The organism is Mesorhizobium sp. BR1-1-3 (genome assembly GCF_020165455.1).
In the GTDB taxonomy this organism is placed as follows: domain Bacteria; phylum Pseudomonadota; class Alphaproteobacteria; order Rhizobiales; family Rhizobiaceae; genus Mesorhizobium; species Mesorhizobium ciceri.
Map to the genome: position 1 here is coordinate 1 of NZ_JAIUIC010000011.1, position 24803 is coordinate 24803.

The 24803-nt window shown below is 63.4% G+C and carries 20 protein-coding genes; 8 read left to right on the forward strand and 12 right to left on the reverse strand.

Annotation, left to right across the window (positions count from 1 at the left end; genetic code table 11):
* The first annotated feature begins 125 nt into the window (after positions 1 to 125).
* From LB559_RS22740 to LB559_RS22755, 4 genes are all read left to right on the forward strand, one after another.
* On the forward strand, positions 126 to 1127 hold the full coding sequence (locus LB559_RS22740) for an Ldh family oxidoreductase (protein WP_224675035.1): 1002 nt from the start codon (positions 126 to 128) through the stop codon (positions 1125 to 1127).
* Positions 1128 to 1366: 239 nt separating this feature from the next.
* On the forward strand, positions 1367 to 1648 hold the full coding sequence (locus tag LB559_RS22745; RefSeq protein ID WP_224618376.1) for a hypothetical protein: 282 nt from the start codon (positions 1367 to 1369) through the stop codon (positions 1646 to 1648).
* A gap of 196 nt (positions 1649 to 1844) precedes the next feature.
* Complete coding sequence (locus tag LB559_RS22750; RefSeq protein ID WP_027164211.1) at positions 1845 to 2297, forward strand: DoxX family protein; 453 nt, start codon at positions 1845 to 1847, stop codon at positions 2295 to 2297.
* Positions 2298 to 2390: 93 nt separating this feature from the next.
* Complete coding sequence (locus tag LB559_RS22755) at positions 2391 to 3368, forward strand: complex I NDUFA9 subunit family protein (RefSeq protein ID WP_024501904.1); 978 nt, start codon at positions 2391 to 2393, stop codon at positions 3366 to 3368.
* A gap of 29 nt (positions 3369 to 3397) precedes the next feature.
* On the opposite strand, the gene LB559_RS22760 is transcribed toward LB559_RS22755, so the two are convergent.
* On the reverse strand, positions 3398 to 4765 hold the full coding sequence (locus tag LB559_RS22760; protein ID WP_064992911.1) for a cytochrome P450: 1368 nt from the start codon (positions 4763 to 4765) through the stop codon (positions 3398 to 3400).
* 177 nt (positions 4766 to 4942) lie between these two features.
* Between LB559_RS22760 and LB559_RS22765 the strand changes: the two genes are divergently transcribed.
* From LB559_RS22765 to LB559_RS22775, 3 genes are all read left to right on the forward strand, one after another.
* Complete coding sequence (locus tag LB559_RS22765) at positions 4943 to 5512, forward strand: NADPH-dependent FMN reductase (RefSeq protein ID WP_024501906.1); 570 nt, start codon at positions 4943 to 4945, stop codon at positions 5510 to 5512.
* Between the two features lie 451 nt (positions 5513 to 5963).
* Complete coding sequence (gene gyrB, locus LB559_RS22770) at positions 5964 to 8435, forward strand: DNA topoisomerase (ATP-hydrolyzing) subunit B (protein WP_013528198.1); 2472 nt, start codon at positions 5964 to 5966, stop codon at positions 8433 to 8435.
* A gap of 231 nt (positions 8436 to 8666) precedes the next feature.
* A complete protein-coding gene (locus tag LB559_RS22775; protein ID WP_224675036.1) occupies positions 8667 to 9584 on the forward strand; it encodes a hypothetical protein in 918 nt (305 codons plus the stop codon).
* 98 nt (positions 9585 to 9682) lie between these two features.
* Here LB559_RS22775 and LB559_RS22780 read toward each other — a convergent pair whose 3' ends face one another.
* From LB559_RS22780 to LB559_RS22830, 11 genes are all read right to left on the reverse strand, one after another.
* On the reverse strand, positions 9683 to 11164 hold the full coding sequence (locus LB559_RS22780) for a hypothetical protein (RefSeq protein WP_013528200.1): 1482 nt from the start codon (positions 11162 to 11164) through the stop codon (positions 9683 to 9685).
* Between the two features lie 147 nt (positions 11165 to 11311).
* Positions 11312 to 12709 carry an NAD(P)(+) transhydrogenase (Re/Si-specific) subunit beta gene (locus tag LB559_RS22785; RefSeq protein ID WP_013528201.1) on the reverse strand — a complete coding sequence of 466 codons (1398 nt, stop codon included), beginning with the start codon at positions 12707 to 12709 and terminating at the stop codon, positions 11312 to 11314.
* A gap of 6 nt (positions 12710 to 12715) precedes the next feature.
* Positions 12716 to 13141 (reverse strand): NAD(P) transhydrogenase subunit alpha, encoded by a 426-nt coding sequence (locus LB559_RS22790; protein WP_032809881.1) that lies wholly within the window; start codon positions 13139 to 13141, stop codon positions 12716 to 12718.
* On the reverse strand, positions 13141 to 14421 hold the full coding sequence (locus LB559_RS22795) for a Re/Si-specific NAD(P)(+) transhydrogenase subunit alpha (RefSeq protein WP_224675037.1): 1281 nt from the start codon (positions 14419 to 14421) through the stop codon (positions 13141 to 13143). Before LB559_RS22795 ends, LB559_RS22790 begins: the two co-directional genes overlap by 1 nt.
* An 85-nt stretch (positions 14422 to 14506) precedes the next feature.
* The gene (locus LB559_RS22800) at positions 14507 to 14731 is read right to left on the reverse strand and encodes an aa3-type cytochrome c oxidase subunit IV (RefSeq protein WP_013528204.1); all 225 of its coding nucleotides are present in this window, start codon (positions 14729 to 14731) and stop codon (positions 14507 to 14509) included.
* 206 nt (positions 14732 to 14937) lie between these two features.
* On the reverse strand, positions 14938 to 15087 hold the full coding sequence (locus tag LB559_RS22805; protein ID WP_013528205.1) for a DUF3096 domain-containing protein: 150 nt from the start codon (positions 15085 to 15087) through the stop codon (positions 14938 to 14940).
* Between the two features lie 119 nt (positions 15088 to 15206).
* On the reverse strand, positions 15207 to 15986 hold the full coding sequence (locus tag LB559_RS22810) for an N-acyl amino acid synthase FeeM domain-containing protein (protein WP_013528206.1): 780 nt from the start codon (positions 15984 to 15986) through the stop codon (positions 15207 to 15209).
* 335 nt (positions 15987 to 16321) lie between these two features.
* A complete protein-coding gene (locus tag LB559_RS22815) occupies positions 16322 to 18634 on the reverse strand; it encodes a putative bifunctional diguanylate cyclase/phosphodiesterase (RefSeq protein ID WP_224675038.1) in 2313 nt (770 codons plus the stop codon).
* Positions 18635 to 18778: 144 nt separating this feature from the next.
* Positions 18779 to 22273: an indolepyruvate ferredoxin oxidoreductase family protein gene (locus tag LB559_RS22820; protein ID WP_224675039.1), complete on the reverse strand. Its 3495-nt coding sequence runs from the start codon at positions 22271 to 22273 to the stop codon at positions 18779 to 18781.
* Positions 22274 to 22492: 219 nt separating this feature from the next.
* Positions 22493 to 23029: a hypothetical protein gene (locus LB559_RS22825; RefSeq protein WP_224675040.1), complete on the reverse strand. Its 537-nt coding sequence runs from the start codon at positions 23027 to 23029 to the stop codon at positions 22493 to 22495.
* A complete protein-coding gene (locus tag LB559_RS22830) occupies positions 23022 to 23633 on the reverse strand; it encodes a CGNR zinc finger domain-containing protein (RefSeq protein ID WP_064992906.1) in 612 nt (203 codons plus the stop codon). The genes LB559_RS22825 and LB559_RS22830 overlap by 8 nt, the downstream gene beginning before the upstream one ends.
* A gap of 149 nt (positions 23634 to 23782) precedes the next feature.
* Here LB559_RS22830 and LB559_RS22835 point away from each other — a divergent pair, with 149 nt between their 5' ends.
* Positions 23783 to 24688 carry a branched-chain amino acid ABC transporter permease gene (locus LB559_RS22835; RefSeq protein ID WP_224675041.1) on the forward strand — a complete coding sequence of 302 codons (906 nt, stop codon included), beginning with the start codon at positions 23783 to 23785 and terminating at the stop codon, positions 24686 to 24688.
* Positions 24689 to 24803: the final 115 nt, after the last annotated feature.

Here is a 24803-nt window from a genome sequence, read left to right on the forward strand (position 1 = left end):
GAGTAGGGGAGTAGGGGAGTAGGGGAGTATCGGGCCACTATCCACATTCACATTTCCATCCCCATTCGCTATTCACTGCCCACTGTCCCGTACTCCCCTACTCCTACTCCCCTAGGACGGCCATGATGCAACTCAGTCTCGACCAGGCAAAAGGACTGTGCCGGATGGCGGCACTTGGCGCCGGCGCCAATGAGGAAGCGGCGCAATCGCTCACTGCTTCGATCATATCAGCCGAGGCCGAAGGGCTTTCCTCGGTCGGTCTGTCGCATTTCATCGACTATCTCGAGGCGCTGGAAGCCGGACGCATCGACGGCAATGCCGACCCGGTGATCACCCGGCCGGCGCTGGCAGTCTATCTCTCCGATGCACGCGGCGGGCTGGCGCATACCGGCTTCGACCGCACCATCGACGACCTCGCCAAGGCGGCAAAGCTGTTCGGTGTCGCCATCTTCTCGCAGAAGAACGCCTATACATGCGGCGCGCTCGGCTATTTCACCGGAAGGCTGGCAGCACAAGGACTGGTGTCGTTCGCAGCCACCAACGGCCCGGCCGTGCTTGCCGGCTCGGGCTCGGTCAAGCCGGTCTACTGCACCAACCCGATGTCGTTTGCCGCGCCTGCCGCCGACGGGGCGCCGCTGGTCATCGACCAGTCGTCGAGCGCCACCGCTTTCGTCAACATCCGCAAAGCGGCCGAGGACGGCCAGACAATCCCGGAAGGCTGGGCGCTGGACGCCAGCGGCAACCCGACCACCGATCCCGCCGCCGCCATGAAGGGCGCAATGCTCGCCTTCGGCGGTCAGCGCGGCGCCAACATCGCGCTGATGGTCGAGGTGCTGGCGGCGGGCCTGTCGGGCGCCAACTGGTCGCTCGACGCGCCATGGTTCAGCGGCGGGCCGGACAGCCCCGGCACGGGACTGTTCGTGCTTGCTATCGAACCCAAGCTGCTCGATCCAGATTTCGAGCAACGAATGAAGGACCAGCTCGACCGGCTGCGGCGGCGCTTCGGCGTGCATGTGCCCGGTCGTGCCCGCGCAGAGGCCGCCGAGAAGGCGCAAGCGCGCGGCATTACCGCATCGAAGGCCGTGGTGCAGCGCATTTCCGAATTCGCCGCACGCTATTCGTCCTGAATAATTATTAATATCAACTAGTTATCGGAATTCGCCCGCCGCAGGCGCGGCGCGGCGCGATTTTCTTTGCGCGCCGCTGAACCTTTCCGCGCCTTGCTGCGACCCAGCTTTGTCCAGGGCAAGGCGAGCTTGCCCGATCCACACCGAGGGAAGCAGCAAACCGAAATCGAAAGCCTGCATCACGCGAAGGCCGGTCCTTCGCGCCTCGGAAAACTCAACCCAAATCAAAGGAAATTGCCATGACCAACACCAAGATCACCATGCTGACCGCCGTCCTTCTGCTCGGCTCGTTCATGGGCGCCACACAGGCAGCCACCCTGAAGGCCGCACCGGTCAAGCCGTCCAGCCCGGGTGTCATCGCTGCCCCGGGCGGCGGAGCCACCGAAGACCACTACTGCAAGAACGGCCATGCAAAATTCGCCAATTGCAGCGCCGATTTCGTCGCCGCCTGCAAGAAGGTTGGTGGCACCATGTCGGATGTTCAGGGCTGGGGTGGGCGTACTTGCTTCACGCCCTCCTGACACCGTCTCAGGTCAGGCCGCGCCGTCGGCCCCTGGCTTCGCATGGATGTCACCCGGAAAACCCCGCTTCGGCGGGGTTTTCTGCGTTTTGATCGCACGATGGTAAAACATTCTCGTTTTGGTCAACTTTTGTTTATTTGACTTCGAGCAACCTGATCGGCCGTTTGCGCTGATTGAGCAAAACAGAGGAGCTACAATGTCGGCAAGCACGGACAATCCCCGCAACGCCCTTGTCATCCCGGTCCTTGGCAGGTTTTACGCGGCCCTGCACGATGGTGCCGAAACCGTTCTTCGCGTCGTCGCCGGCGGGTTTCTCGCCATCCACGGTTCGCAGAAGATCACCAATCCTTTCGGCGCTGCCGAGATGGTCGAGGGTCTCGGCTTCTATCCGGGCGCGTTGTGGTCGTTGCTTCTGGCCTGCACTGAATTCTTCGGCGGCATCTTCATCGCCATCGGGTTTTTGACGCGGCCGGCCGCCTTTGCCGGCCTGTTCGTGCTGCTGGTCACGGTCTGGTTCCACTGGGTCACCATGGGCCAAGGCTATTCGGGTGCGGAAAAGTCGCTGCTGTGGGCAGCGATCCTGCTCTTCTTCGTCATTCGCGGCGGCAACCGCCATTCGGTCGACGCCCGTATCGGCAAAGCGTTCTGACAGGCTGATAGCGACGACGCGTCGCCCTTTGCCTTTGGCACGAAACGGATTATGAAACGGCTTCAGCCAAGCCTGCGAGCGCCGGAGCCAGCCATGACCGAAATCCTGCAGACCCCAAAGCTCGTCGTCGTCTTTGGCGGGTCAGGCTTTGTCGGCCGCCATGTCGTGCGCGCGTTGGCCAAGCGCGGCTATCGCATCAGGGTCGCCTGCCGGCGGCCCGATCTCGCCGGCCATTTGCAGCCGCTCGGCAATGTCGGCCAGATCCAGCCGGTCCAGGCCAATGTGCGCGTGCGCTGGTCGGTAGACCGCGCCGTGCAAGGCGCCGACCATGTCGTCAATCTGGTCGCCATCCTGCATGAGAGCGGCCGGCAGAAATTCTCCGCCGTGCACGAGTTCGGCGCCCGCGCAGTGGCCGAGGCCGCGCGCTCGGTCGGCGCCGGCCTGACCCACATTTCTGCGCTTGGCGCCGATCTGGACTCCGAATCAGACTACGCGCGCACCAAGGCGCTTGGCGAAAAGGCTGTGCTGGAGACGATCAAGGACGCCGTGATCTTCCGGCCGTCGATCAATTTCGGACCCGAAGACGGCTTCTTCAACCGCTTCGCCAACATGGCGCGCTATTCGCCGGTGCTGCCGCTGATCGGCGGCGGCCAGACCAAGTTTCAGCCGGTCTATGTCGGCGACGTGGCCGAAGCGGTGGCGCGCTCGGTCGACGGCAAGGTGGATGGCGGCCAGATCTATGAACTCGGCGGACCGAAGGTGCTCACCTTCAAGCAGTGTATGGAAGAGCTGCTCGACGTGATCGAGCGCAAGCGGCTGCTGGTGCCGGTTCCGTGGTGGGTGGCCAACATCCAGGCCTCGATCCTCGGTCTCCTGCCCAACCCGCTGCTGACCAAGGACCAGGTGATGCAGCTGCGCGAGCACAACATCGTTTCGGACGCCGCCAACCAGACCAACAGGACGCTTGCGGGGCTAGGCATCCAGCCGCAGTCGATCGCGACGATCCTGCCCAGCTATCTCTGGCGCTACCGCGCCGCCGGCCAGTTCCAGCAACGCAAGCCCGCGGCCTAATCCGGCGCAACTGCCTGAAGGTGTCATACCTAACGCGGCGTGACCTGCATCGGCAGACCGCCTTGCGGCTGCGTGGTCAGTTTCTGTACCGGCCAGGGTTTCGTTTCGGCGGTGGTGTCGAAGCGGAAGCGCGACAGCATGATCGCCAGCGCGATGATCGCCTCCTGCATGGCGAAGCTGGCGCCGATGCAGACGCGTGGGCCGGCGCCAAACGGCAGATACTGGAAGCGGTCGATCTTTTCGCGATTTCCCGGGTGGAAGCGCTCCGGCAGGAAGGCATCCGGCCGGTCCCACAGTTTCCTGTGGCGATGCACGACCCAAGGCATCACCAGCACCGCGGCTTGCTTGGGGATATGAAGATCCTTCCACATTTCCGGTTCGATCGGCTCGCGGTTGATCGACGGCGCTGGCGGATAGAGCCTGAGCGCTTCGTCGAAAGCCGCGCGCGTGAACGGCATGGCATCGAGCCATTTCGTCGGATCGGGCTCGCGCTCCAGCACCTGGTCGATCTCCTGCTCGACCCGGTTGCGCTCCCAAGGTGATTCAGCCAGGCAATAGAGCGTCCAGCCGAGCGCACGCGCCGTCGTCTCATGGCCGGCGCCGATGAAGGTGATGATGTTGTCCTCGACCTCGGCCCGCGTCAGTCCGTCGGGTCCCTCGGCCTTGAGCAGCAGTGTCAGGAAATCCTGCGGCACGGCATCGGGATCGCGCTTGAATTTCGCTTCGCGCATCTTGACCGTGTCGGTGACGATCTTGCGGAAATAGGCCATGGTCTTGCGGCCACGGATGCGGGTCAGCCTCGGCAGCCAGTCGGGCGCGCGCAACAGGTCGAGCGGATCGACGCGACCCATGGTCTCGAACAGGCGGTCGATCTCGTTGGCGAAACTGCCGGGCTCGCCTGATATCTCGCCGGAAAACAGCGTCTCGGCCAGGATGTCATAAGTGAGCAGCGTCATGTCATGGGCGATGTCAGACGTGCCGCCGTCTTCGTAACGGGTGACGAAGTCCTGCGTGCGCCTCAGCATCGGCTGGGCGAAGCCGAAGATGTGGCGCGGCGTGAACACCGGCGCCATCGCCTTGCGCGACCGCTTCCAGACCTCGCCCTCGGCGGTGAGCAGGCCGTCGCGCAGGATCGGCCGCAGTATCTTCTGGCGCACCGTCGCCATCTTGTAGTTCCTGGCGTTGTCGACCAGCACATGCCGGATCAGGGCGGGATCATTGGCGACGATCAGATGTCCGCCAACGCCGTTCGCAGAGATCCACGGCTCGTTGTAGGTATGCTCACCCCACAATTCGAGCGGGTTGCGGTAGACGATGCGGATCATCTCCAACGTCGAGGGCGGCGTCGTGCGCGGCTTCGGCGCCGGGGGAATGAAGGGGGCGGGCTGGATGTCCATGCTGTGCTCCGCTGATGACCCAATGTAGTGGGCCGCAAAGCAGGCGTCCATGTGACCGAACGGCAAGGCCCTACTCTCCGGAATGTGACCGGTTACCGCGAGGTGCCTTCTTGTTGCCCCGAGCGGCATGCCCTAGGTGGCAGTCACCAATGGATACCGCCACCGCAGGAGCCCAGCTTGAAGCACCAGTTGAACATCATCATCGGCAGCACGCGGCCAGGCCGCGCCGGACCGATTTTTGCCGAGTGGCTGGAGAGGTTCGCGCGCGAGCACGGGAAATTCGAGCCTGTACTGACCGACATCGATGCGTTCAAGCTTCCGGTGCTGGACGAACCGCACCATCCAAGGCTTGGCAACTACCAGAACGATCATACCAAAGCCTGGTCCAAGGCGATCGATGCCGCCGATGCCTTCGTCTTCGTGGCGCCGGAATACAATTATTTCGTGGCGCCGGCGATCGTCAACGCGATCGACTATCTCTCGCGCGAATGGAAGTACAAGGCAGCCGCCATTTTCAGCTATGGCGGCGTCTCCGGCGGCCTACGCGCGGCGCAAGCGCTGAAGCCGCTGCTGACCTCGGTAGGTGTCATGCCGATCCCGGAAGGCGTCGCGCTGCCGATGTACCAGAAACTGCTCGACGAAAATGGCGCTTTCAACGCCAGCGAACAGGTGCAGGGCGGAGCCAAAACCATGCTCGACGAGCTGCTGCGCTGGAGCGAGGCTTTGAAGCCGATGCGGGCAGGCTGAAAACGCTGGTCTTCCGCAAGAAACCCCGGTTTGCTGCCATAGAGAGGTGGTCGTGCACAGGAACGAGCTGGGGGGCAGTTCGATTTGCGCTTGCTGTTTGCCTTGCTGCCTATGCTCACCACCGCCACCGCAGTGGTGGCGCTTGGCCCTGGTCATCGCCAACGACGACCACCGCCTGATCCGGCCGCCCGCCCGACATGACGCCGGCGCGCGACCGCAGCAGGCGGCTGGCGCCGAGATACAAGTTCATGATCAAGGTTTCTCAAGGACCCGCTGGCCGAAGTGAAATGGGGGCCGGCGGAGGCCCGCCATTGGCAACCGGCCATTCCCAGTGAAATGCCTGCAAACCTTGGAAAAACCGCCTTTTGCGCCTATATCTAGTCGATATCAGAGGCGCGATTCGGCGCGGATTTTTCGCGCTGTGCAGGCGGCATCCAGACAACAGGTTTTCATGAGCGATCAGATCGACAACAACAACGGCGCTGAAGCCGAATACGGCGCCGATTCCATCAAGGTTTTGAAGGGGTTGGACGCTGTCCGCAAACGCCCCGGAATGTATATCGGTGATACAGACGACGGCTCGGGCCTGCATCACATGGTCTATGAAGTGGTCGACAACGCCATCGACGAGGCGCTGGCCGGTCACGCCGACCTCGTCACCGTGACGCTCAACCCCGATGGTTCGGTCACTGTGATCGACAATGGCCGCGGAATTCCGACCGATATCCACACCGGAGAAGGCATTTCGGCGGCCGAAGTGATCATGACGCAGCTGCATGCCGGCGGCAAGTTCGACCAGAATTCCTACAAGGTCTCGGGCGGCCTGCATGGCGTCGGCGTCTCGGTGGTCAACGCGCTGTCGGCGTGGCTAAAGCTGAAGATCCGCCGCAACGGCCAGATCTTCGAGATGAGTTTCACGCATGGCAATGCCGACGCACCTCTGAAGGCGACCGGCACCTATGAGCAGGACAAGCAGCCGGGCACCTATGAGGGCCGCAGCGGCAGCCAGATCACCTTCTTCCCCTCGGCCGAGACCTTCACCATGGTCGAGTTCGACTTCGGCACGCTGGAACACCGGCTGCGCGAGCTTGCCTTCCTCAATTCCGGCGTGCGCATCATTTTGACCGATGCCCGTCACGCCGATGTCGTGCGCCATGAACTGCACTACGATGGAGGCCTCGAAGAATTCGTCAAATATCTCGATCGCGTCAAGAAACCGCTGATCGACAAGCCGATCGCCATCCGGGCGGAGCGCGACGGGATCACCGTCGAAGTGGCGATGTGGTGGAACGACAGCTACCACGAGAACGTGCTGGCCTTCACCAACAACATCCCGCAGCGCGATGGCGGCACGCATCTGGCCGGCTTCCGCGGCGCGCTGACGCGTCAGATCACCGGCTATGGCGAATCCTCTGGGCTGACCAAGAAGGAAAAGGTCTCGCTGATCGGCGACGATTGCCGCGAAGGTCTGACGGCGGTGCTGTCGGTCAAGGTTCCCGACCCGAAATTCTCCTCGCAGACCAAGGACAAGCTGGTCTCGTCGGAAGTCCGTCCTGTCGTCGAAGGCCTGGTCAACGAAGCGCTCGGCACCTGGCTGGAAGAACACCCGAGCGAAGGCAAGGTGGTCGTCGACAAGGTGATCCAGGCGGCGGCGGCGCGCGAAGCGGCGCGCAAGGCGCGCGATATCACCCGCAAGAGTTCGCTCGGCGTCACCTCCCTGCCCGGCAAACTGGCCGACTGCCAGGAACGCGACCCGGCGAAATCCGAAATCTTCATCGTCGAGGGTGATTCCGCCGGCGGCTCCGCCAAGGGTGGGCGTTCGCGCCAGAACCAGGCGATCCTGCCGTTGCGCGGCAAGATCCTCAATGTCGAGCGGGCGCGCTTCGACCGCATGCTCGGCTCCGACATGATCGGCACGTTGATCACGGCGCTCGGCACCTCGATCGGCAAGGACGAGTTCAACGCCGACAAGCTGCGCTACCACAAGATCATCCTGATGACCGACGCCGACGTCGACGGCGCCCATATCAGAACCTTGCTTCTCACCTTCTTCTTCCGGCAGATGCCTGAGCTGATCGAGCGCGGCCATCTCTACATCGCCCAGCCGCCGCTCTATAAGGTGACGCGCGGCAAGAGCTCGCAATACATCAAGGACGAGAGCGCGTTCGAGGAGTTCCTGATCGGCTCGGGACTGGAGGAAGCATCGCTTACGCTCGGCTCGGGCGAGGTTCGCATCGGGCAGGACCTGCGTGGCGCCATCGATGACGCGCTGGCGGTGCGCCAGCTGATCAACGGCCTGCATACGCGCTACAACAGAGGCGTCGTCGAGCAGGCGGCGATCGCCGGTGGGCTCAACCCGGACGTGTTCGCCGATCTCGGCCGCGCCAACGACATGGCGGAGCGGATTGCAAAACGCCTCGACATCATCGCCGAGGACACCGAGCGCGGCTGGACCGGCCGCATGTCGACCTCGAATGAAGGCGTTGGCGGCTATGTGTTCGAGCGCACGGTGCGCAGCGTCAAGGAATACGCGCATCTCGACCTGGCGCTGATCAATTCGGCCGACGCACGCCAGCTCGACCGTTACGCACAGCGCCTCAGCGAGGTCTACGGGTCGCCGCCGGTGCTGCGCCGCAAGGATGTCTCCGAAACCATCTCGGGGCCGCTGGCGATGCTCAATGCGGTCTTTGCGACAGGCCGCAAGGGCCTGACGATGCAGCGCTACAAGGGTCTCGGCGAGATGAACGCCGAACAGCTGTGGGAAACCACGCTCGATCCGAACGTGCGCTCGCTGCTGCAGGTCAAGGTCAATGACGCGACCGATGCGGATTCGCTGTTTTCGCGGCTGATGGGCGACGAGGTCGAGCCCAGGCGCGAGTTCATCCAGGACAACGCGCTGTCGGTCGCCAATCTGGATATCTGATCTGGACGTTAAATCTGAATTGGCGCGCTGCGGCGCGCCAATTGTTCCACCGGCGGCAACAAAATCAATTTGCAACGCGCCGGAACGGAAGTCCCTGCGAGACATTGTGACAATATCGATCACAATTTCTAACAGGAGGCTTCCATGGGACGCGGCATTTTGCTCTGGTTGCTCGGCATACCGATCCCGATCATCATTCTGATCATGCTGTTCGTACGATAGGGGGCACTTATGCAGTCCACCCTATCGGCTGTCGACGTTTCCACTTCAACAGAATCCTCCTCCACCGCCGTCAGTTGGGGACCGATCATCGCCGGCGCCTTCGCGGCCTCGACGCTGACCTTCATCCTCATGCTGCTGGGCTCCGGGCTTGGATTGAGCATGGTGTCGCCCTGGTCGGGATCCGGCGCATCTGTCACCACTTTCGCGGCATCCACCGCCGTCTGGCTGATCATCGTGCAATGGCTGTCCTCGGGTGTCGGCGGCTACCTTGCCGGACGCCTGCGCACCAAATGGGTCGGCATCCACACGGACGAGGTGTATTTCCGTGATACCGCCCATGGCTTTCTTGCCTGGGCGTTGGCCACACTGCTCGTCGTCGGCGTGCTTGGCTCCGCGCTTTCCGCTGCCATAGGCTCGGGCGTGCAGGCGGTGTCCACCATCGCGTCTGGTGCGGCCATGGGCGCATCGGCGGGGGCTTCGGCCAATGCCGGCAGCGCGTCGGCCGACAATGCGACACCCTACCTGGTGGATTCACTGTTCCGTCCGGCCGATCCGGGCAAGCTCGCGGCCGCCAATCCGGACAGCGATGCGGCCGCGGTTGGGCAGGCTTCGCGCATCCTGATCGCCGGCGCCGCGGCAGGCGAGGTTTCCGCAGACGACAAAACCTATCTGTCGCAGCTGGTCGCCGTTCGCACGGGGCTTTCGGAAGCAGATGCCAGGACCCGGGTGGATGCCGTCCTCGCCAAGGCCCAGGACGCCAAGGTCAAGGCGCAGCAGGCCGCCGACACAGCCAGGAAGGCCAGCGCGACGTTTGCCTTGCTTGGTGCGCTCTCGCTGGCGATCGGCGCCTTTATCGCCAGTGCTGCCGCGGCCCTTGGCGGCAGGCAGCGCGACGATGAGGAAGCGGTTTTTATCACCAACCGTTGAACTGCACTTGCAACAAAGCCACTCTGGCCCGCCCGGAGCGGCTTTGCTTTGAAGTTGTCGAGCGGCGCTGCCTTGGCCCCGTTCGCTGAAATCCGTTCTTATTTTCGGGGAGGAATCGCCGGCACTTCGGCTTGGCTCGGCTCCAGTTTGCGACCGAGGTCGACAGCGTCGCGCAGCACGGCGAGATGCGAGCGCGGCTGATCGCCGGCGGCAACCTCGATGCCGGTCGCCGCCAACGACCAGTACAGCGTGTGGGTGAAGACACGGCCGAGGGAACCGCGCAGCTCGACCTGGATGTTTTCTATGCCCGGGCCGAAATTCTCCGCCATCGGCCCGGAGATCGGGTCGCCCGTCAGCCAACCGTTGCCGCGGTCGAAGATATTGGTCCAGCGCGTCGCAGCAAACACCGCGCCATGATGCACCGCCCGCTGCGGCTTGCCGGAAGAACGGTTGCGCCCTTCCTGATAAAGCACGGTGCCACCGGCCGCCGCTCCCTCGGCAATCGGCGGACATGCCGAGAACAGGCGTTCGGCGATGCCGCGCCTGAATTCGGCGAGATTGTGCGTCACCAGAAATTCGCTGTGGGTCAGCGGGCTACCAAGCGTGACGAAATCGCTGATCTTCCAAGGCCGATGGTTGTCGTCCCTGGTGCGCAGTTGGCGATAGAGCTCCCACTGATCGCGCCGGAACCCGGCAAGGTCGTCAAGGCTGCCGGGCCATGCCGAGCCGTCGGCAACAAGCGTCGCCTTGTCGATGGCGTGGATAGCTTTCAGTTTCGCCTTGTCGCGGATGGCCTCCAGTTTTCGGGGCCTGAAATCGGACCACAAGATCTGCAACAGGTCATAGGCGATCATCGAGCCGAGGCTGTGCGAGACCAGCACGATGCGATCGTAGGTATCGTCCATCATCAGACGCTTCAGCAGCTTCAGGCCGCGGTCGCGGATCAGCGCCCGCTTCTCTACCGTGGCCGCTTCAGCGCGCACATAGGCCGCGACATCGCCGAAATAGGGAAGGCCAAAACGGTCCACCGACCAGATGACGAACGAGGCCAGGATGGTGACGAGGACGCCGACGGTCCACGAAATCTGCTGCTGCCAAACCGACGTCGCAAGCGCGAGCGTCGCGACCAGGACGATGATGACGGCAACCAGAGTGACCAGATAGAGCTTTCGGGCGTCCGGCGGTATGTCGGCGGGCTTGCGCCACAGCAGATTTGTCACCCAGGCGGCAAGCCGGCCTCGCGTCGTGCCCTGCGTGATGTCGGCCCAGTAAAGCTCGTAGAAGTCGGTGCGGCGGCCATCGACATCGTAGGGCGTGGTGATGCGGCGAAGTTCGTACGAATTGGTCCGGCTGTCGGGAGTGATCCAGCTCTGGTTGATCTTCGCGCCGGCGGGGTCGGCCGGATCGGCGACATGGGCATAAAACGGCGCGCGGTTGGGGTCATGGCTCCAGACAGCCTGGACAAAGCCTCGCAGCGTATCCATCGGCCGCTGTTCGCCCATGCCATGCACGATCACCACCGCCTGGCCAGGCTTGCGCGGCGCTTTCCCGGCGGGCGGCGATGCGATCGGGTCAGGCACCAACGTCTCCGTCGACGACAATCCCGCCGTCGAGGCGGGAATTCGTCATCGTAGCGCCGAAATCGCCGTCAAGCCAAGAAAGCCTGCCAAGAAAAAGCCCGGCGCGAAGCCGGGCTCTTCTTGGCGTGTCCCGGCGCTTATCCCGGATCAGTGATCCATGGCCTTGACGATCTCTTCGGTCATCTTCTTGGCGTCGCCGAGCAGCATCATGGTGCCGTCCTTGTAGAACAGCGTGTTGTCGATACCGGCATAGCCGGAACCGAGCGAGCGCTTGACGAACAGGCAGGTGCGCGCCTTGTCGACGTCGAGGATCGGCATGCCGTAGATGGGTGAGGACTTGTCGTCGCGCGCGGACGGGTTGGTGACGTCGTTGGCGCCGATGACATAGGCAACGTCGGCTTGCGCGAACTCCGAGTTGATGTCCTCAAGCTCGAACACCTCGTCGTAGGGCACATTGGCTTCGGCGAGCAGCACGTTCATGTGGCCGGGCATGCGGCCGGCGACCGGGTGGATGGCGTACTTCACGTCGACGCCATTGGCCTTGAGCTTGTCGGCCATTTCACGCAGCGCATGCTGCGCCTGGGCGACCGCCATGCCGTAGCCCGGCACGATGATGACTTTCTGGGCGTTCATCATGAGGTAGGCGGCATCGTCGGCAGAACCCTGCTTGACCGTGCGTTCGATGCCGTCATCGGCGGCCGCTGCCGTCTCCCCACCGAAGCCGCCGAGAATGACCGAGATGAAGCTTCGGTTCATGCCCTTGCACATGATGTAGGACAGGATCGCGCCGGATGAGCCGACCAGCGCGCCGGTGATGATCAGCGCCAGATTGCCGAGCGTGAAGCCCAGCGCCGCCGCCGCCCAGCCGGAATAGGAATTCAGCATCGAGACGACGACCGGCATGTCGGCGCCGCCGATCGGGATGATCAGCAGGATACCGAGCACCAGCGAGGCGGCAACGATCAGCCAGAAGACCAGCTTGGACTCGGTGGTGACCAGCAACACGATCAGCACGACGAGCGCGATAGCAAGTGCGGCGTTGATGAAGTGGCGTGCGCCGATCATGATCGGCTTGCCGGACATGCGGCCATCGAGCTTGAGGAAAGCGATGACCGAGCCGGTGAAGGTGATGGCGCCGATGGCGACGCCAAGGCTCATCTCGATCAGGGCCTGGGCATGAATGTCGCCATCCGTGCCGATGCCGAAGCTTTCCGGGGCATAGATCGCGGCAGCCGCCACCATGACGGCGGCGAGGCCGACCAGCGAGTGGAAGGCAGCGACCAGCTGCGGCATCGAGGTCATGGCGATGCGGCGCGCGGTAACGGCGCCGACGCCGCCGCCAATGGCAAGGCCGAGCACGATCAGGCCGAAGCGGCCGGCGGACGGGGTCGCCAGAGCCAGTGTGGTGGCGATGGCAATACCCATGCCGATCATGCCGTAGAGATTGCCCTGCCGGCTGGTGGTCGGATGCGACAGGCCGCGCAGCGCCATGATGAACAGGACACCGGAGACGAGGTAGAGGAAGGACGCGAAGTTGGCGTTCATGGCGCTCTACTTGTCCTTCTTCTTGTACATGGCCAGCATGCGCTGGGTGACGAGGAAGCCGCCGAAGATGTTGACCGAAACCAGCATCAGCGCGACGAAGCCGAAGCCCGCGGCAATGCCGGAGGCGGCGATGCCGACGGCAAGCAGCGCGCCGACGACGATGACCGAGGAGATGGCATTGGTGACGGCCATCAGCGGCGTATGCAGTGCGGGGGTCACCGACCAGACGACGTAGTAGCCGACGAAGATCGCCAGGACGAAGATGGCGAAGCGGAAGACGAAGGGATCGATGGCGCCGCCGGAGAGCGCATGCGCGGCATCACCGGCCGCGTCAGTGCCGCCGGGCGCGGTCGCCAGATTGTGCACCGCCAGCCGGACGGCGGCGGAGGCCTGGTCGAGCTGGTCGAGGGCTTTCTGCAGGGTCTGGTCCATCACGCGATCCCTTTCGGCTTCGACGAGGGCGACTTGGGTGCGGCCGCCTTCTTGGGGCCGGCTTTCTTGGGCGAAGCATCGGCGACCATGGTCTTGGCCGGGATCGCGGCCGGCTCGACATATTGGCCCTTTGCCGGCTGCTGGTCGGCTTTCACGAAAGCCGGATGAACCACCTTGCCGCCATCGGTCAGCATCGTTGCCTTGACCAGATCGTCGTCGCGATTGATGGCAAGCGTCTTGGTCGTCTTGTCGACCAGCGTCTCGAGAAAGGCGAACAGGTTCCTGGCATAAAGCAGCGAGGCCGACGCCGCGATGCGGCCAGGCACATTGAGATGGCCGACAATCTTGACGTTGTTGGCGGTGGTGACCACCTTGCCGGCTTCGGCGCCCTCGACATTGCCGCCGCGCTCGACCGCGAGGTCGACGATCACCGAGCCCGGCTTCATCGAAGCGACCATCGCCGCCGAGACCAGCTTGGGCGCCGGCCGGCCGGGAATGAGCGCCGTGGTGATGACGATATCCTGCTTGGCGATGTGCTCTGATGTGAGTGCCGCCTGCTTGGCCTGATATTCCTTCGACATTTCCTTGGCGTAGCCGCCGGCCGTTTCGGCCGCCTTGAATTCCTCGTCCTCGACCGCGAGGAACTTGGCGCCGAGCGAGGCGACCTGTTCCTTGGCGGCGGGGCGAACGTCGGTGGCGGTGACAACCGCACCAAGCCGGCGCGCGGTGGCGATCGCCTGCAGGCCAGCGACGCCAACGCCCATGATGAAGACCTTCGCCGCCGGCACCGTGCCGGCCGCCGTCATCATCATCGGCAAGGCGCGGTCATATTCCGAAGCCCCGTCGATCACCGCCTGATAGCCGGCCAAATTGGCCTGCGAGGACAAGACGTCCATCGACTGCGCGCGGGTGATCCGGGGCATGAATTCCATCGAGAAAGCGGTGACGCCGGCCTTGGCAAGAGCTGCCACGGCGGCATCGTTGCCGTAGGGGTCCATGATGGCGATCACAGCCGCGCCGGGCTTGTAGCTCTTCAGCTCGGCATCACCAGGCCGGCGCACCTTCAGCACCACATCGGCCTTGGCGACATCGGAAGCCTTGCCGATAGCAGCGCCGGCGCTCGCATAGTCGGCATCGATGATGCGCGATTTCAGACCGGCACCGGCCTCGACGACGACGTCGAAGCCCAACGCCGCCAGCCGTTTCACCGTATCGGGCGAAGCCGCGACGCGCGGCTCGTTGGCATCGAGCTCACGAGGGATGAAAACCGTCTGCCCCACCGCATGATCCTTTCGGCCGGAAGCTATTTCCCGCAAGACGCCGGCCGGCCTCGCGGCGGCGCCGTGGACAAGATGTCGGAAAAATCTATCGGAGGATAAAGGCGCCGACAGCCAGAATCAGCACGAACAGAATGGTCGCCGAGAAGAAGCCGCCCGCGAAGAAGCCGAAGGCCATCGCCAGGAGCAGGGCGCCACAAAACAGCGAGCCGTACTTGGCCAGCGCGAGGAAGCCCGCATAGGTGCGGTCATGCTCGGCATAGTCCATCTTCGCGCCCAGTTCGACAGGACCAGTCGGCGAGTGATCAGCCATAGGAATACCCCTTCGAAGACATCTTTCAGGCACATAGCGAAAAGCCGCGCCGAGAGCAATGGCGCTATTGCCGCACAACAACCGACAACTGCCTCAAAGAAAGATTGAAGCCAGCAGTCGACGCCGCGACGGAGTCCGATCGCTGGATTCTGATGCTTGATGCGGAACTCCGAAGGGCGGACGCTTGCGTGGCCTAAGCCGGCGCCTCAGCCGGCTAGATGCGGAAATAGCCCGAGCAACCCGACGACGATCAGATAGAGCGCGACGATGTAGTTCAACAGCCTTGGCATGACCAGGATCAGCACGCCGGCGATCAGCGAGATGAGCGGGGTTAGCGCAAGTGTGGAAATGGTCATGGCGGGTTCCCTCAAAAACCTCAGATCGACCCGGAGCGCTGCTCGTGGCCTCACCCAGAACGCCGAAGTCGCCAAAAGGCTCCTGTCGGCCCTGCAAAATCGTGTGGATCCCTGCCGTATCAGGCGGCTTCGTGATAGTATTTTGCCGTCGGCAGGATGGTCAGCGGCGCGAGTTCCCCGACATGCGGCGTATCGAACAGCATGCGCTGCTCCATTGGCGTCGAGCGGAAGAACGGGAACCGTGAGAAGGACCGCTCGCGGATTGCGTTGACGTCGGCGCGGTAGAGCACGACCTTGTTGAAAACGCCCGGATAGGCGCGCGACTCGCTGATCTTCTCCGAGTAGTAGATACGCTTGTAGAAGCCGGCGTGATCCTCGCGAATGGTCGACAGGCAGTAGGGCGCGTTGAAATGGAAGCACGCCATGCCGGCCAGCCGCAGCGTCAGGTAGGGAATCTGCGGGTAGACGCGCGACCATTCGGGATCGGACGCAAACCGGCTGGGACAGATGAAGCTCAGCCCGTCACGAAGCATCGGCATGACGATGTCGCCAAAGGCCTTGGTGGAAGGCGACATCGGCGTCGCCAAGGTGACGTGATGGATACGCAGCGTGCTGACGAGTTCCTGGTCGATATAAACCCCGAAGCGGTACACATTCGGTGCCTCGTCGAGCTCATCGTGAATGGTATGGTTTTCGTTGTCGGGCACCATATCGTTCGAGCGATATGACTTGTAGCGCAGGCGGTAGATGTCCTCGAGATCTTCGCCCTTGTCGCAGCGGCGGTACTCTGTCCGCTCAAGCATCGCCGAAACGTTGCGGGCGAAGCTGGACATGGTGTCGGCGGCGTCCTTGCCGTCCTCGCCCGTCACCGGACGAAGCGAACTCAACTGCACAATCATCAACTCAATCCCCGTACATTGCCGCCGCGATCCGACACTACGACAGGGTCTTGGGATGTAAAAGATGAAAACAGGAAGCAGCCCGTTTACCAGTCGTTAAGGTTAACGATTGCTAAAATAAAACTAAAATTGGTGGTTTTCTTCGTTTTCTGCGTCGCGACGGGGAAAGAGCGTGTCTCGAACATGACGGGAAGCGGCTGAAATTCTGGCATGGCCCGCGATGTGCAAAGAAACCTCGAATGCAGTGAATGCCTAAAGCCTGGGCGCCTGTTCAATCCTGATGGAAACAGGGATGGGCTCTCAGCGCCTGGGCACCATGCGCCAGGCGCCGCAAATCAGCGGCGTACCGCCTTTTTGGCGGTCCTGATATCCTTGGCGAAGGGCCATACCGTGTTCGACATCGTCTCGATGCCGGAAGCGCTGAGCGCCGAACCGAACAGGAACCCCTGGACAAGATCAGGCTTGACCTGCAGCGCCAGGATCTTGAGCTGCTCGAAGGTCTCGACCCCTTCGACGGTCACTGAAAGCCCCAGCGGCCGCGACAGGTTGACGATACCCTTGAGCAGCTCGAGCGAACGGGGATTCTGGGTGACGTCCATCAGGAAAGAGCGGTCGATCTTGATCTTGTCGAGCGGCAGCTTGTGCAGGTAGCTCAGGCTCGAATAGCCGGTGCCGAAATCGTCGAGCGCGATGCGCACGCCAAGCTGCTTCAGCTCCTCAATATACTGGCGCGTCAGCGACTTGTCGTCGAGCAGCGCCGTTTCGGTGACCTCGATCTCGAGCCTACTGGCGGCGAGGCCGGAGCCGACCAACGCATCGCGAACCTTCTGGATGACATCGCGGCTGCGGAAATCCTTGGCCGAGAGATTGACCGAGACGCTGGTCTGGTCCGGCCATTTGGCGCATTCGGCGCAGGCTGCCTGCAGCACGAAGGTGCTGATCTCGGAAATGATGCCCATTTCCTCGGCCAGCGGAATGAAGATGCTGGGCGAGATTGGCCCGAGATCTGGATGATCCCACCGGCACAGCGCCTCGCAACTGGCGATACGCATTGTGCTCATCGCCACGATCGGCTGATAGACCACCCGCAGGCTCTTGCCCTCTACCGCGGTGCGCAGATCCGCCTTCATCAGCTGACGGTTGCGGAAGGCGGCATCCATCGAAGCTTCGAACAATCGCCAGCTGTTCTTGCCGAGTTCCTTGGCCTTGTAGAGCGCCAGGTCCGCCTTCACGATCATGGCGTCGACATCGGTATCCTTGACCCGTGACAGCACCGCGCCGCCGCTGGCCTGAATGCGCAGCCCGTGACCGGCGACGTCGACTTCCCCTTGCAGGCCGGCGAAAATCTCGTCGAGTTGGCTGGTCAGATGGCTCTCATCCTCGACGCGGTCGAAGAAGATCATGAACTCGTCGCCACCGAAACGGCTGACCGTGATATCTTGCTTGGCAATGGCGGCAAGCCGCTCGGCAACGGCATAGATCAAGCCGTCGCCGATCGGATGGCCAAGCGTGTCGTTGACGCTCTTGAAATCGTCGAGATCGAGCACCGCAAGGCCGCAGAGACGGTCGCGATCGCCGGACGCCATGGCCTCGCCCACCAATTCATGGAAATAGGCCCGGTTGGGCAGGCCGGTGAGATTGTCGTAGCGTGCCATGAAGCGGATCTTGTCTTCCGCCTCGACACGGGCGGTGACGTCCTCGAAGGTTATGACGCCCAGTTCCTGGCTGCCTTCGCGAGCCGAGAACTCGTAATGCTGGCCGTTGGCGAGGGAAACCAGCACCTTGCGGTCGCGACCCTCACGCAGCGCACGCGTCAGCTGCGCCTCGATGTAGCGGCAATCCTTGGGCGCCAGCATGCCGCCGGCGACACCGCGCATCAACAGACCGTGGATCGACCGTCCGAGCAGCGCGTCGGGCGACTTGAGCGACATCAGATGCGCGGCCTCGGCATTGGCCACCGCGACGCGGCCGTCCGGACCGAGCATGACAAGGCCGTGCGACATGGTGTTGAGCGCCCGGTTGAAGCGCTGGGCAATGCGGTTGGCCTTCTTCTCTTCCGAGACGGCCGCAAAAAGCACATCGCGTACGGTGTTGGCGAATTTCCGGATGGCGAACAGGAACGGCGCCGACAGGAGCCCGAGGAGGACATGGTAGATGTCGCCGCGCAGCAGGAAGCCAAGCGAGATCGGCCAGGTCAAGGCAATGGTCAGGATGGTGACCATGCGCGGCGAGCCGTAGTTGCGGCCGGCGATGGAGGTCGCCGTCGCGAGCGTCAGGCAAACGGAGGCGATTTCGGCGAAACCATCGCGCGCGAAATAGATGCCGAGCAGGCAGAAAGCGCCAAGCGTCAAGCCATGCAGGGAGCCATAGAGAATGTAGTCATTCTCACGCTTGTGCGCCTCTTCCCAGGTCGTCGGCGACGGCATGCTGTTGTATTTTCGAAAGTTTCTCATGCGGAACACACCGACGAGAACCATCGAGATCGCGACCAGCAAGTACCGCGGATCGCCGCTCTTCCACCAGACCAGGCCGATCAGGAAAGTCTGCGCGAGAATGCCGATCGAAAGCGTCAGCCCGTCGCGAAACAGGGTTTCCACGAACGGAATATAGACGTCGACCGGGATCTCGTTCTTTTTTCGCAGATTCAACGCCTGAATCCCAACCCTGGGGAGCCAAGCAGTGCCACATCCGCCTTAAGAAAGATTTAGAGAGACCCTCGCGCTCCTGCCGTCAAGCCGGGTGACGCAGCGGAAAGCAAGGAAACTGTCGTTCAGGTAAACAAGGCGTATCGATCATTCGGCGGCCTGAAGTTCGGGCCGCGCCGGCGTACTCGACAGGCGTTCGAGCAGCCTTTGGCGCTCGCCGGCGGCCCTTTGCGCGCTGGCTTGACGGACGTGGCCATAGCCGCGGATGAGGGCAGGCACCGAGGCCAGCGCAACTGCCGCATCGACCCTGGCTGGGGCCAACGATCCGGCGATGAGCTCCAGATCCGCCTCGTACCGCGCCAGCAGCTGCCGCTCCATGCGCCGTTCGGCGGTGTAGCCGAACAGGTCGAAGGCAGTGCCGCGCAGGCCCTTCATCGCCGCCAGCACGCGAAAACCCTTCATCATCCACGGGCCGAAGCTCGATTTCCGCGGGCTTCCGTCATTGCCGCGACGGCCCATGATCGGCGGAGCGAGGTGGAATTCGAGCCTTTCGTAGCTCTGGAACTGCTTGCCCAGTTCGGCGGCGAAAGAGCCGTCCGTGTAAAGACGCGCCACCTCGTATTCGTCCTTGATCGCCATCAGCTTGAACAGGTTCCTGGCGGCAGCCTGCGACACCGCGGTCGAACCAGGTACGGCCTTCGCTTCGGCGGCGCGCAACGCGGCCAGTTTTCCGGCATAACGCCTGCCATAGGCGGCGTTCTGATAGGCGGTCAGGAAGGCGACGCGGCGGGCAATGATGTCGTCCAGCGTCTCGGCGGTGTCCGTGGCCTGGCCTGCCTTTCCAGCCGCGGTCGGACCCGGATGGGCAACCAGCCCGCGCACGAAATCCGGCTGATGGGCAGCGCGACGGCCCCAGCGGAAGGCGGCGATGTTCATCGCCACGGCTTCGCCATTGAGCTCGATCGCCTTCTCGACCGCCTCGGCCGACAGCGGCAGGCCGCTGTGCTGGAAGGCAAAGCCAAGCATGAACATGTTGGCGCCGAGCGAATTGCCGAAAAGTGCCGTGGCAGTGCGGGTGGCATCGAAGAAATGTGCCTTGTCGTCGCCCGCAGCCGCGCGGATCGCCTTTTTCAGCCGCTCTATCGGCAACGAAAAATCGGCCGAGCGGGCGAATTCGCCGGGCATGATCTCGGCGGTGTTGGCGACGAAGATGGTGTGGCCCTCGCGCACCGCGGTCAGCACCTTCTTGGCGCCCGACACGACGAGATCGCAGCCAAGCACGAGATCGGCCTTCCCCGCCGAAACGCGGATCGCATGGATGTCGTCGGGGGTACGAGCGATGCGGACATGGGTGAACACCGAGCCGCCCTTCTGGGCGAGGCCGGCCATGTCGATCATGCCGCAGCCCTTGTCCTCAAGATGCGCCGCCATGCCTAGCACCGCACCGACGGTGACGACGCCGGTGCCGCCGACACCGTCGATGATCGCCGCCCAGCCCTGCTCGCCAAGCGGGAATTGCGCCGGCACGGGCACGCCTTCCAGCGGATCGGCCTTGCCGGCCAGGCCCTCGGCCTTGCGGATCTTGGCGCCGTGCACGGTGACGAAGGAGGGGCAGAAGCCGTTGACGCAGGAGAAATCCTTGTTGCAGCTCGACTGGTCGATCTTGCGCTTGCGGCCGAATTCGGTCTCGACCGGCTGGATCGAGACGCAGTTCGACTGTACGCCGCAATCGCCGCAGCCTTCGCAGACCAGTTCGTTGATGAAGACGCGCTTGTCGGGATCGGGGAATGTGCCGCGCTTGCGGCGGCGGCGTTTTTCGGCGGCGCAGGTCTGGTCGTAGAGCAAGACCGAAACGCCCTTGACGTCGCGCAGCTCGCGCTGGACGAGATCGAGGTCGTCGCGGTGATGGATAGTGGCGCCGGCCGGGAATTCGGCTTTGCCAGCATATTTGTCCGGCTCATCCGTGACGATGGCAATGCGGTCGACACCCTCGGCCCGCACCTGCCTGGCAATCATATCGACGGTCAGGCCGCCTTCGTGCGGCTGGCCGCCGGTCATGGCGACCGCGTCGTTGTAGAGGATCTTGTAGGTGATGTTGGCATTGCTCGACAGCGCGAAGCGGATCGCCAGCGTACCGGAATGGTTGTAGGTGCCGTCGCCAAGATTCTGGAAGATGTGCTCGCGCTTGGAGAACGGCGCCTGGCCGACCCATTGCGCGCCCTCGCCGCCCATGGCCGTGAAGCCGACTGTGTTGCGGTCCATCCACAGCGCCATGAAGTGGCAGCCGATGCCGGCCGCGGCGATCGAGCCGTCCGGCACCTTGGTGGACGAATTGTGCGGGCAACCGGAACAGAAGAACGGCGTGCGCGAGCCGATGTCGGTGGCCTCGGTGAGCATTGCCTGGAACTGGCGCAGTTTTGCCACCCGCGCCGAAATCTCTTCGGACGGGCCGATGGTCCTGACGATCCTCTCGCCAAGCGCGATGGCGATCTCGTTGGGATCGAGCGCGCCTTTGGCCGGAAACAGCCAGTCGCCGCGCTCGTCCTTCTTGCCGATAATGACCGGTTGGGTGGCAGTGCCATAAAGGCTTTCGCGCAACTGTACCTCGATCAGCGAGCGCTTCTCCTCGACGACGACGACGGTGTCGAGGCCGCGGGCGAAACCGGCGATGTGATGCAGGTCGAGCGGCCAGGGGCAGCCGACCTTGAACAGCCGCACCCCGATGCGGTTGGCGGCCGCTTCGTCGATGCCGATATCCTCCAGCGCCTGGCGAACGTCGAGATAGCTCTTGCCGAGCGTGATGATGCCGATCTTCGGATTGCGGCCGCCCGAATAGACGATGCGGTTCAGCCCATTGGCAAGGATGAAGGCGGAGGCCGCGGCGCGCTTGTGTTCATGCAGCCGCTCTTCCTGGCCGAGCATGTCGATCTCGTGGCGGATGTTGAGACCGCCAGGCGGCATGTCGAACTCCGGCACGACGATGTTCAGCCGCTCGAGCGCGGCATCGACCGAGGCGGTCGATTCGATGTTGTCCTTGACGCATTTGATCGCCGCCCACGTGCCGGCAAAGCGCGACATGGCGAAGCCGTAGAGCCCGTAGTCGATGATCTCCTGGACACCGGCCGGGTTGAGGATCGGCACCATCGTGTCGACGAACAGGAATTCGGTGGCGTGCGCATTGGTCGAGGATTCGGCCATATGGTCGTCGCCCATCAGCGCAAGCACGCCGCCATGCTTCGACGATCCGGCGAGGTTGGCGTGGCGGAACACATCGCCTGAGCGGTCGACGCCCGGTCCCTTGCCGTACCAGACCGAAAAGACGCCGTCATGAGTGCCCTCGCCCAGCAGCTCCGTCTGCTGCGCCCCCCAGCAGGCGGTGGCGGCAAGCTCCTCGTTGAGACCCGGCTGGAAGACGATGTCAGCCTGGGCGAGCTGTTTCTTCGCCTTCCACAGCTGCATGTCGAGGCCGCCGAGCGGCGAACCGCGATAGCCGGAGACGAAGCCGGCCGTGTTCAAGCCGGCGCGACGGTCGCGCTCGCGCTGCATCAAGAGCATGCGAATGACCGCCTGCGCGCCGGACAGGAAGATGCGCTCCTTTGCGAGATCGAACTTGTCGTCGAGCGCGACGTCGTGCAGCGTCATCAGGCATTTCCTCTGCGGAGGCCACGCGGGGCAGGCAGCCAACGTCGGGGTCGGATGACGCATCCTTTCTCCCCTTGCAAGGCAGGTCAAACAAAATCGCAGATGCCAGGCAACGCGCAACGAACAGTCCGCGGCCATCCTGAATCGGGTATGAAACCGATCCGCGGACATTGCCCGGCGCATGAACATTACAGCTGCGGCACGGGCGGCCGCGACGCGTCAGCCGCCTTTCGAGCAATCTGGCTTCGGCTCGCCCGGCAGCTTGCCGTCGGGATGGCCGACGAGATCGGGATTGGCGGTGTAGAGCTGGTCGATGACCAGCGGCCGGTCGGGCAGGATCGACTGGTCTTCCGTCGACATCAGCGTGGTGTCGATCTTCTGCAGGACCGCGCCGTCGGCGCCCTTGATGCTGATGGCAATCGCATAGGGCTTGTTCTTGACGACGCAGGTCAGTGCCGGGCTCTCCAGCGTCACCTTGTCGAGCTTCGGCCAGACCTTCTGCTCGACCACCAGAGGTGCGCCGCTAGCGGGATCCTGGAAGCTGGCGACCGCCACCTGGCCCTCTCCCATTGGCTTCAGCGGCCGCAGGGTCACCACATAAGTCGCCCTGGCGAGGCGGTAGTTGAAAACGAATATCTTGCCGGAAATCTCGAACAGCTTGCCTTCGGCGTCGCCGGTGTCGCGGCAGGCGCCGAGCGCAACGGCCACGATGAGCGCCGCGCCAACAAGGATCGAACGGGAAAGGCCGCTACGCATTCTTGACCTCATTTTCCGCCATGCGACGACGGCGATAGTGACGGCTTGCCTTCTGACGGTTGCCGCACACCGCCATGTCGCACCATAGGCGGCTGGAATTGCGGCTTCTGTCCACGAACAGCCAGGTGCAGTTGGGACAGATCCTGAGCCTTGCGACGGTATCGTCGCGCAGAAGCGATAGCGCCGAAACCGCCAGCGCCGCCTCGAAGGCGATCGGCGTCAGGGGATCACCGAACGGCCTTCCCGGCGCACCGATCTCGGTCCGGCTGCCGGCAAGACCCTCGGCGCAGGCGCTCAGGAATCCGGGCAGATCAGCGGTGGCGACCGCACCCTTCGATACCGCTCCACGAAACAGCCGGTCCGTGGCCTCGCGGATCGACAGCACGACGGGTGCGATCGCCGCCGCTGAGGATACCGCCAGCGGCCTTTCGCCAAGCTCGGCGGCGCGAAAGCGGCTCGCCGCGTCGGCGAAGCGGGCAATCTCGGCCGGATCTTCGAAGCGGTCGAACGTCCGCTCCGGATCGCCGCGCAGCACGACGGTGTTCGCCGTGTCGAGCGCAAGCAGGCCGCCGGTGAAGCGGTGCGGGGTCCATGATACCGTCATGGCGAAAAATCTAACCGATAAATCGTATTTGACAAGTTAGATTCCGCGATGCAACCTCACTCCGGGATGCGGTGGTCTCCGCAGCCTTTTGAGCATGCTGTTGGCCAGGACCGCTTCGCATTTTTGGGCGGCATGCTTCGAGGTTTTGCATGCTCTATTTCTTCCAGCAGGTGCTGAACGGGCTGCATTCGGGCGCGCTGTATGCGTTGCTCGCCTTTGGCTATGTGCTGACCAACGGCATCCTGCACCGCACCAATCTCGCCTATGGCGCGTTGTTCGCCTTTTGCGGCCAGACCATGATCCTGACCGCGGCCTTCGGCTATCAGGTGCTGTGGCTGACGCTGCTGGCGGCGGTGGCGCTCGGCGTCGTCGCTGCGTTCCTCTATGCCGCGCTGATCAGCCACGTGCTGTCGCGCAGTGTCTTCGAACCGTTGGCCGACCGCACGCCCAATGCAATCGTGGTGACGACGCTCGGCATCCTGCTGCTGCTGTCCGAAGCGAGCCGCATCGCCGCCGACACGCATGATCTGTGGCTGCCGCCGATGCTGGCGGAGCCCATCGTTTTCGCGCAGGCCGCGACCTTCAAGGCAACGCTGACGCTCATCCAGCTTATCGACTGCGCCGTGGTGGTGGCGGCAATCGCGCTGGCAAGCTGGGCATTTGCCCGATCGAGCTTCGGACGGCGCTGGCGCGCCGTCTCCGACGACCCCAAGGCTGCCGCGATGTGCGGCGTCGACGTACGCGCGGTGTTCCGGCACGCGGTGCTGTTCGGCGGCTTCTGCGCCGCGCTGGCCGGTGTCATGGCCGGGCTCTATTACGGCAATGTCAGCTTCGGCTCGGGCCTCGTCTACGGACTGAAGATCCTGTTCGTGACGGCGGTCGGCGGCTATCTCTCACCACCGCGCGCGGCGCTCGGCGCGGCCGTCTTCGGCATGGCCGAATCGCTGTGGGCCGGCTATTTCCCGGTCGAGTGGCGCGACGCGTGGATGTACCTGTTCCTGGTCACGACGCTGATCCTGATCGGCGCCGGCCGCGACACCGGCAAAATCGCCTGAAAACGTCAGACTTTGGTTGCATGACGCGAGGGCAGATCGCCGGTATTGGGCACTGTCTGCGATGCGATGATATTCGCTGCCTCTATCCTTGTTGACCCGTCAGTCCACGCGCGGC

Excerpts from the sequence above, each read along its gene's own strand:
- LB559_RS22740 (WP_224675035.1), top strand. The coding sequence starts at position 126 with ATGCAACTCAGTCTCGACCAGGCAAAAGGACTGTGCCGGATGGCGGCA.
- LB559_RS22745 (WP_224618376.1), top strand. The coding sequence starts at position 1,367 with ATGACCAACACCAAGATCACCATGCTGACCGCCGTCCTTCTGCTCGGC.
- LB559_RS22750 (WP_027164211.1), top strand. The coding sequence starts at position 1,845 with ATGTCGGCAAGCACGGACAATCCCCGCAACGCCCTTGTCATCCCGGTC.
- LB559_RS22755 (WP_024501904.1), top strand. The coding sequence starts at position 2,391 with ATGACCGAAATCCTGCAGACCCCAAAGCTCGTCGTCGTCTTTGGCGGG.
- LB559_RS22760 (WP_064992911.1), bottom strand. The coding sequence starts at position 4,765 with ATGGACATCCAGCCCGCCCCCTTCATTCCCCCGGCGCCGAAGCCGCGC.
- gyrB (WP_013528198.1), top strand. The coding sequence starts at position 5,964 with ATGAGCGATCAGATCGACAACAACAACGGCGCTGAAGCCGAATACGGC.
- LB559_RS22775 (WP_224675036.1), top strand. The coding sequence starts at position 8,667 with ATGCAGTCCACCCTATCGGCTGTCGACGTTTCCACTTCAACAGAATCC.
- LB559_RS22785 (WP_013528201.1), bottom strand. The coding sequence starts at position 12,709 with ATGAACGCCAACTTCGCGTCCTTCCTCTACCTCGTCTCCGGTGTCCTG.
- LB559_RS22790 (WP_032809881.1), bottom strand. The coding sequence starts at position 13,141 with ATGGACCAGACCCTGCAGAAAGCCCTCGACCAGCTCGACCAGGCCTCC.
- LB559_RS22800 (WP_013528204.1), bottom strand. The coding sequence starts at position 14,731 with ATGGCTGATCACTCGCCGACTGGTCCTGTCGAACTGGGCGCGAAGATG.
- LB559_RS22805 (WP_013528205.1), bottom strand. The coding sequence starts at position 15,087 with ATGACCATTTCCACACTTGCGCTAACCCCGCTCATCTCGCTGATCGCC.
- LB559_RS22810 (WP_013528206.1), bottom strand. The coding sequence starts at position 15,986 with ATGATTGTGCAGTTGAGTTCGCTTCGTCCGGTGACGGGCGAGGACGGC.
- LB559_RS22820 (WP_224675039.1), bottom strand. The coding sequence starts at position 22,273 with ATGACGCTGCACGACGTCGCGCTCGACGACAAGTTCGATCTCGCAAAG.
- LB559_RS22825 (WP_224675040.1), bottom strand. The coding sequence starts at position 23,029 with ATGCGTAGCGGCCTTTCCCGTTCGATCCTTGTTGGCGCGGCGCTCATC.
- LB559_RS22830 (WP_064992906.1), bottom strand. The coding sequence starts at position 23,633 with ATGACGGTATCATGGACCCCGCACCGCTTCACCGGCGGCCTGCTTGCG.
- LB559_RS22835 (WP_224675041.1), top strand. The coding sequence starts at position 23,783 with ATGCTCTATTTCTTCCAGCAGGTGCTGAACGGGCTGCATTCGGGCGCG.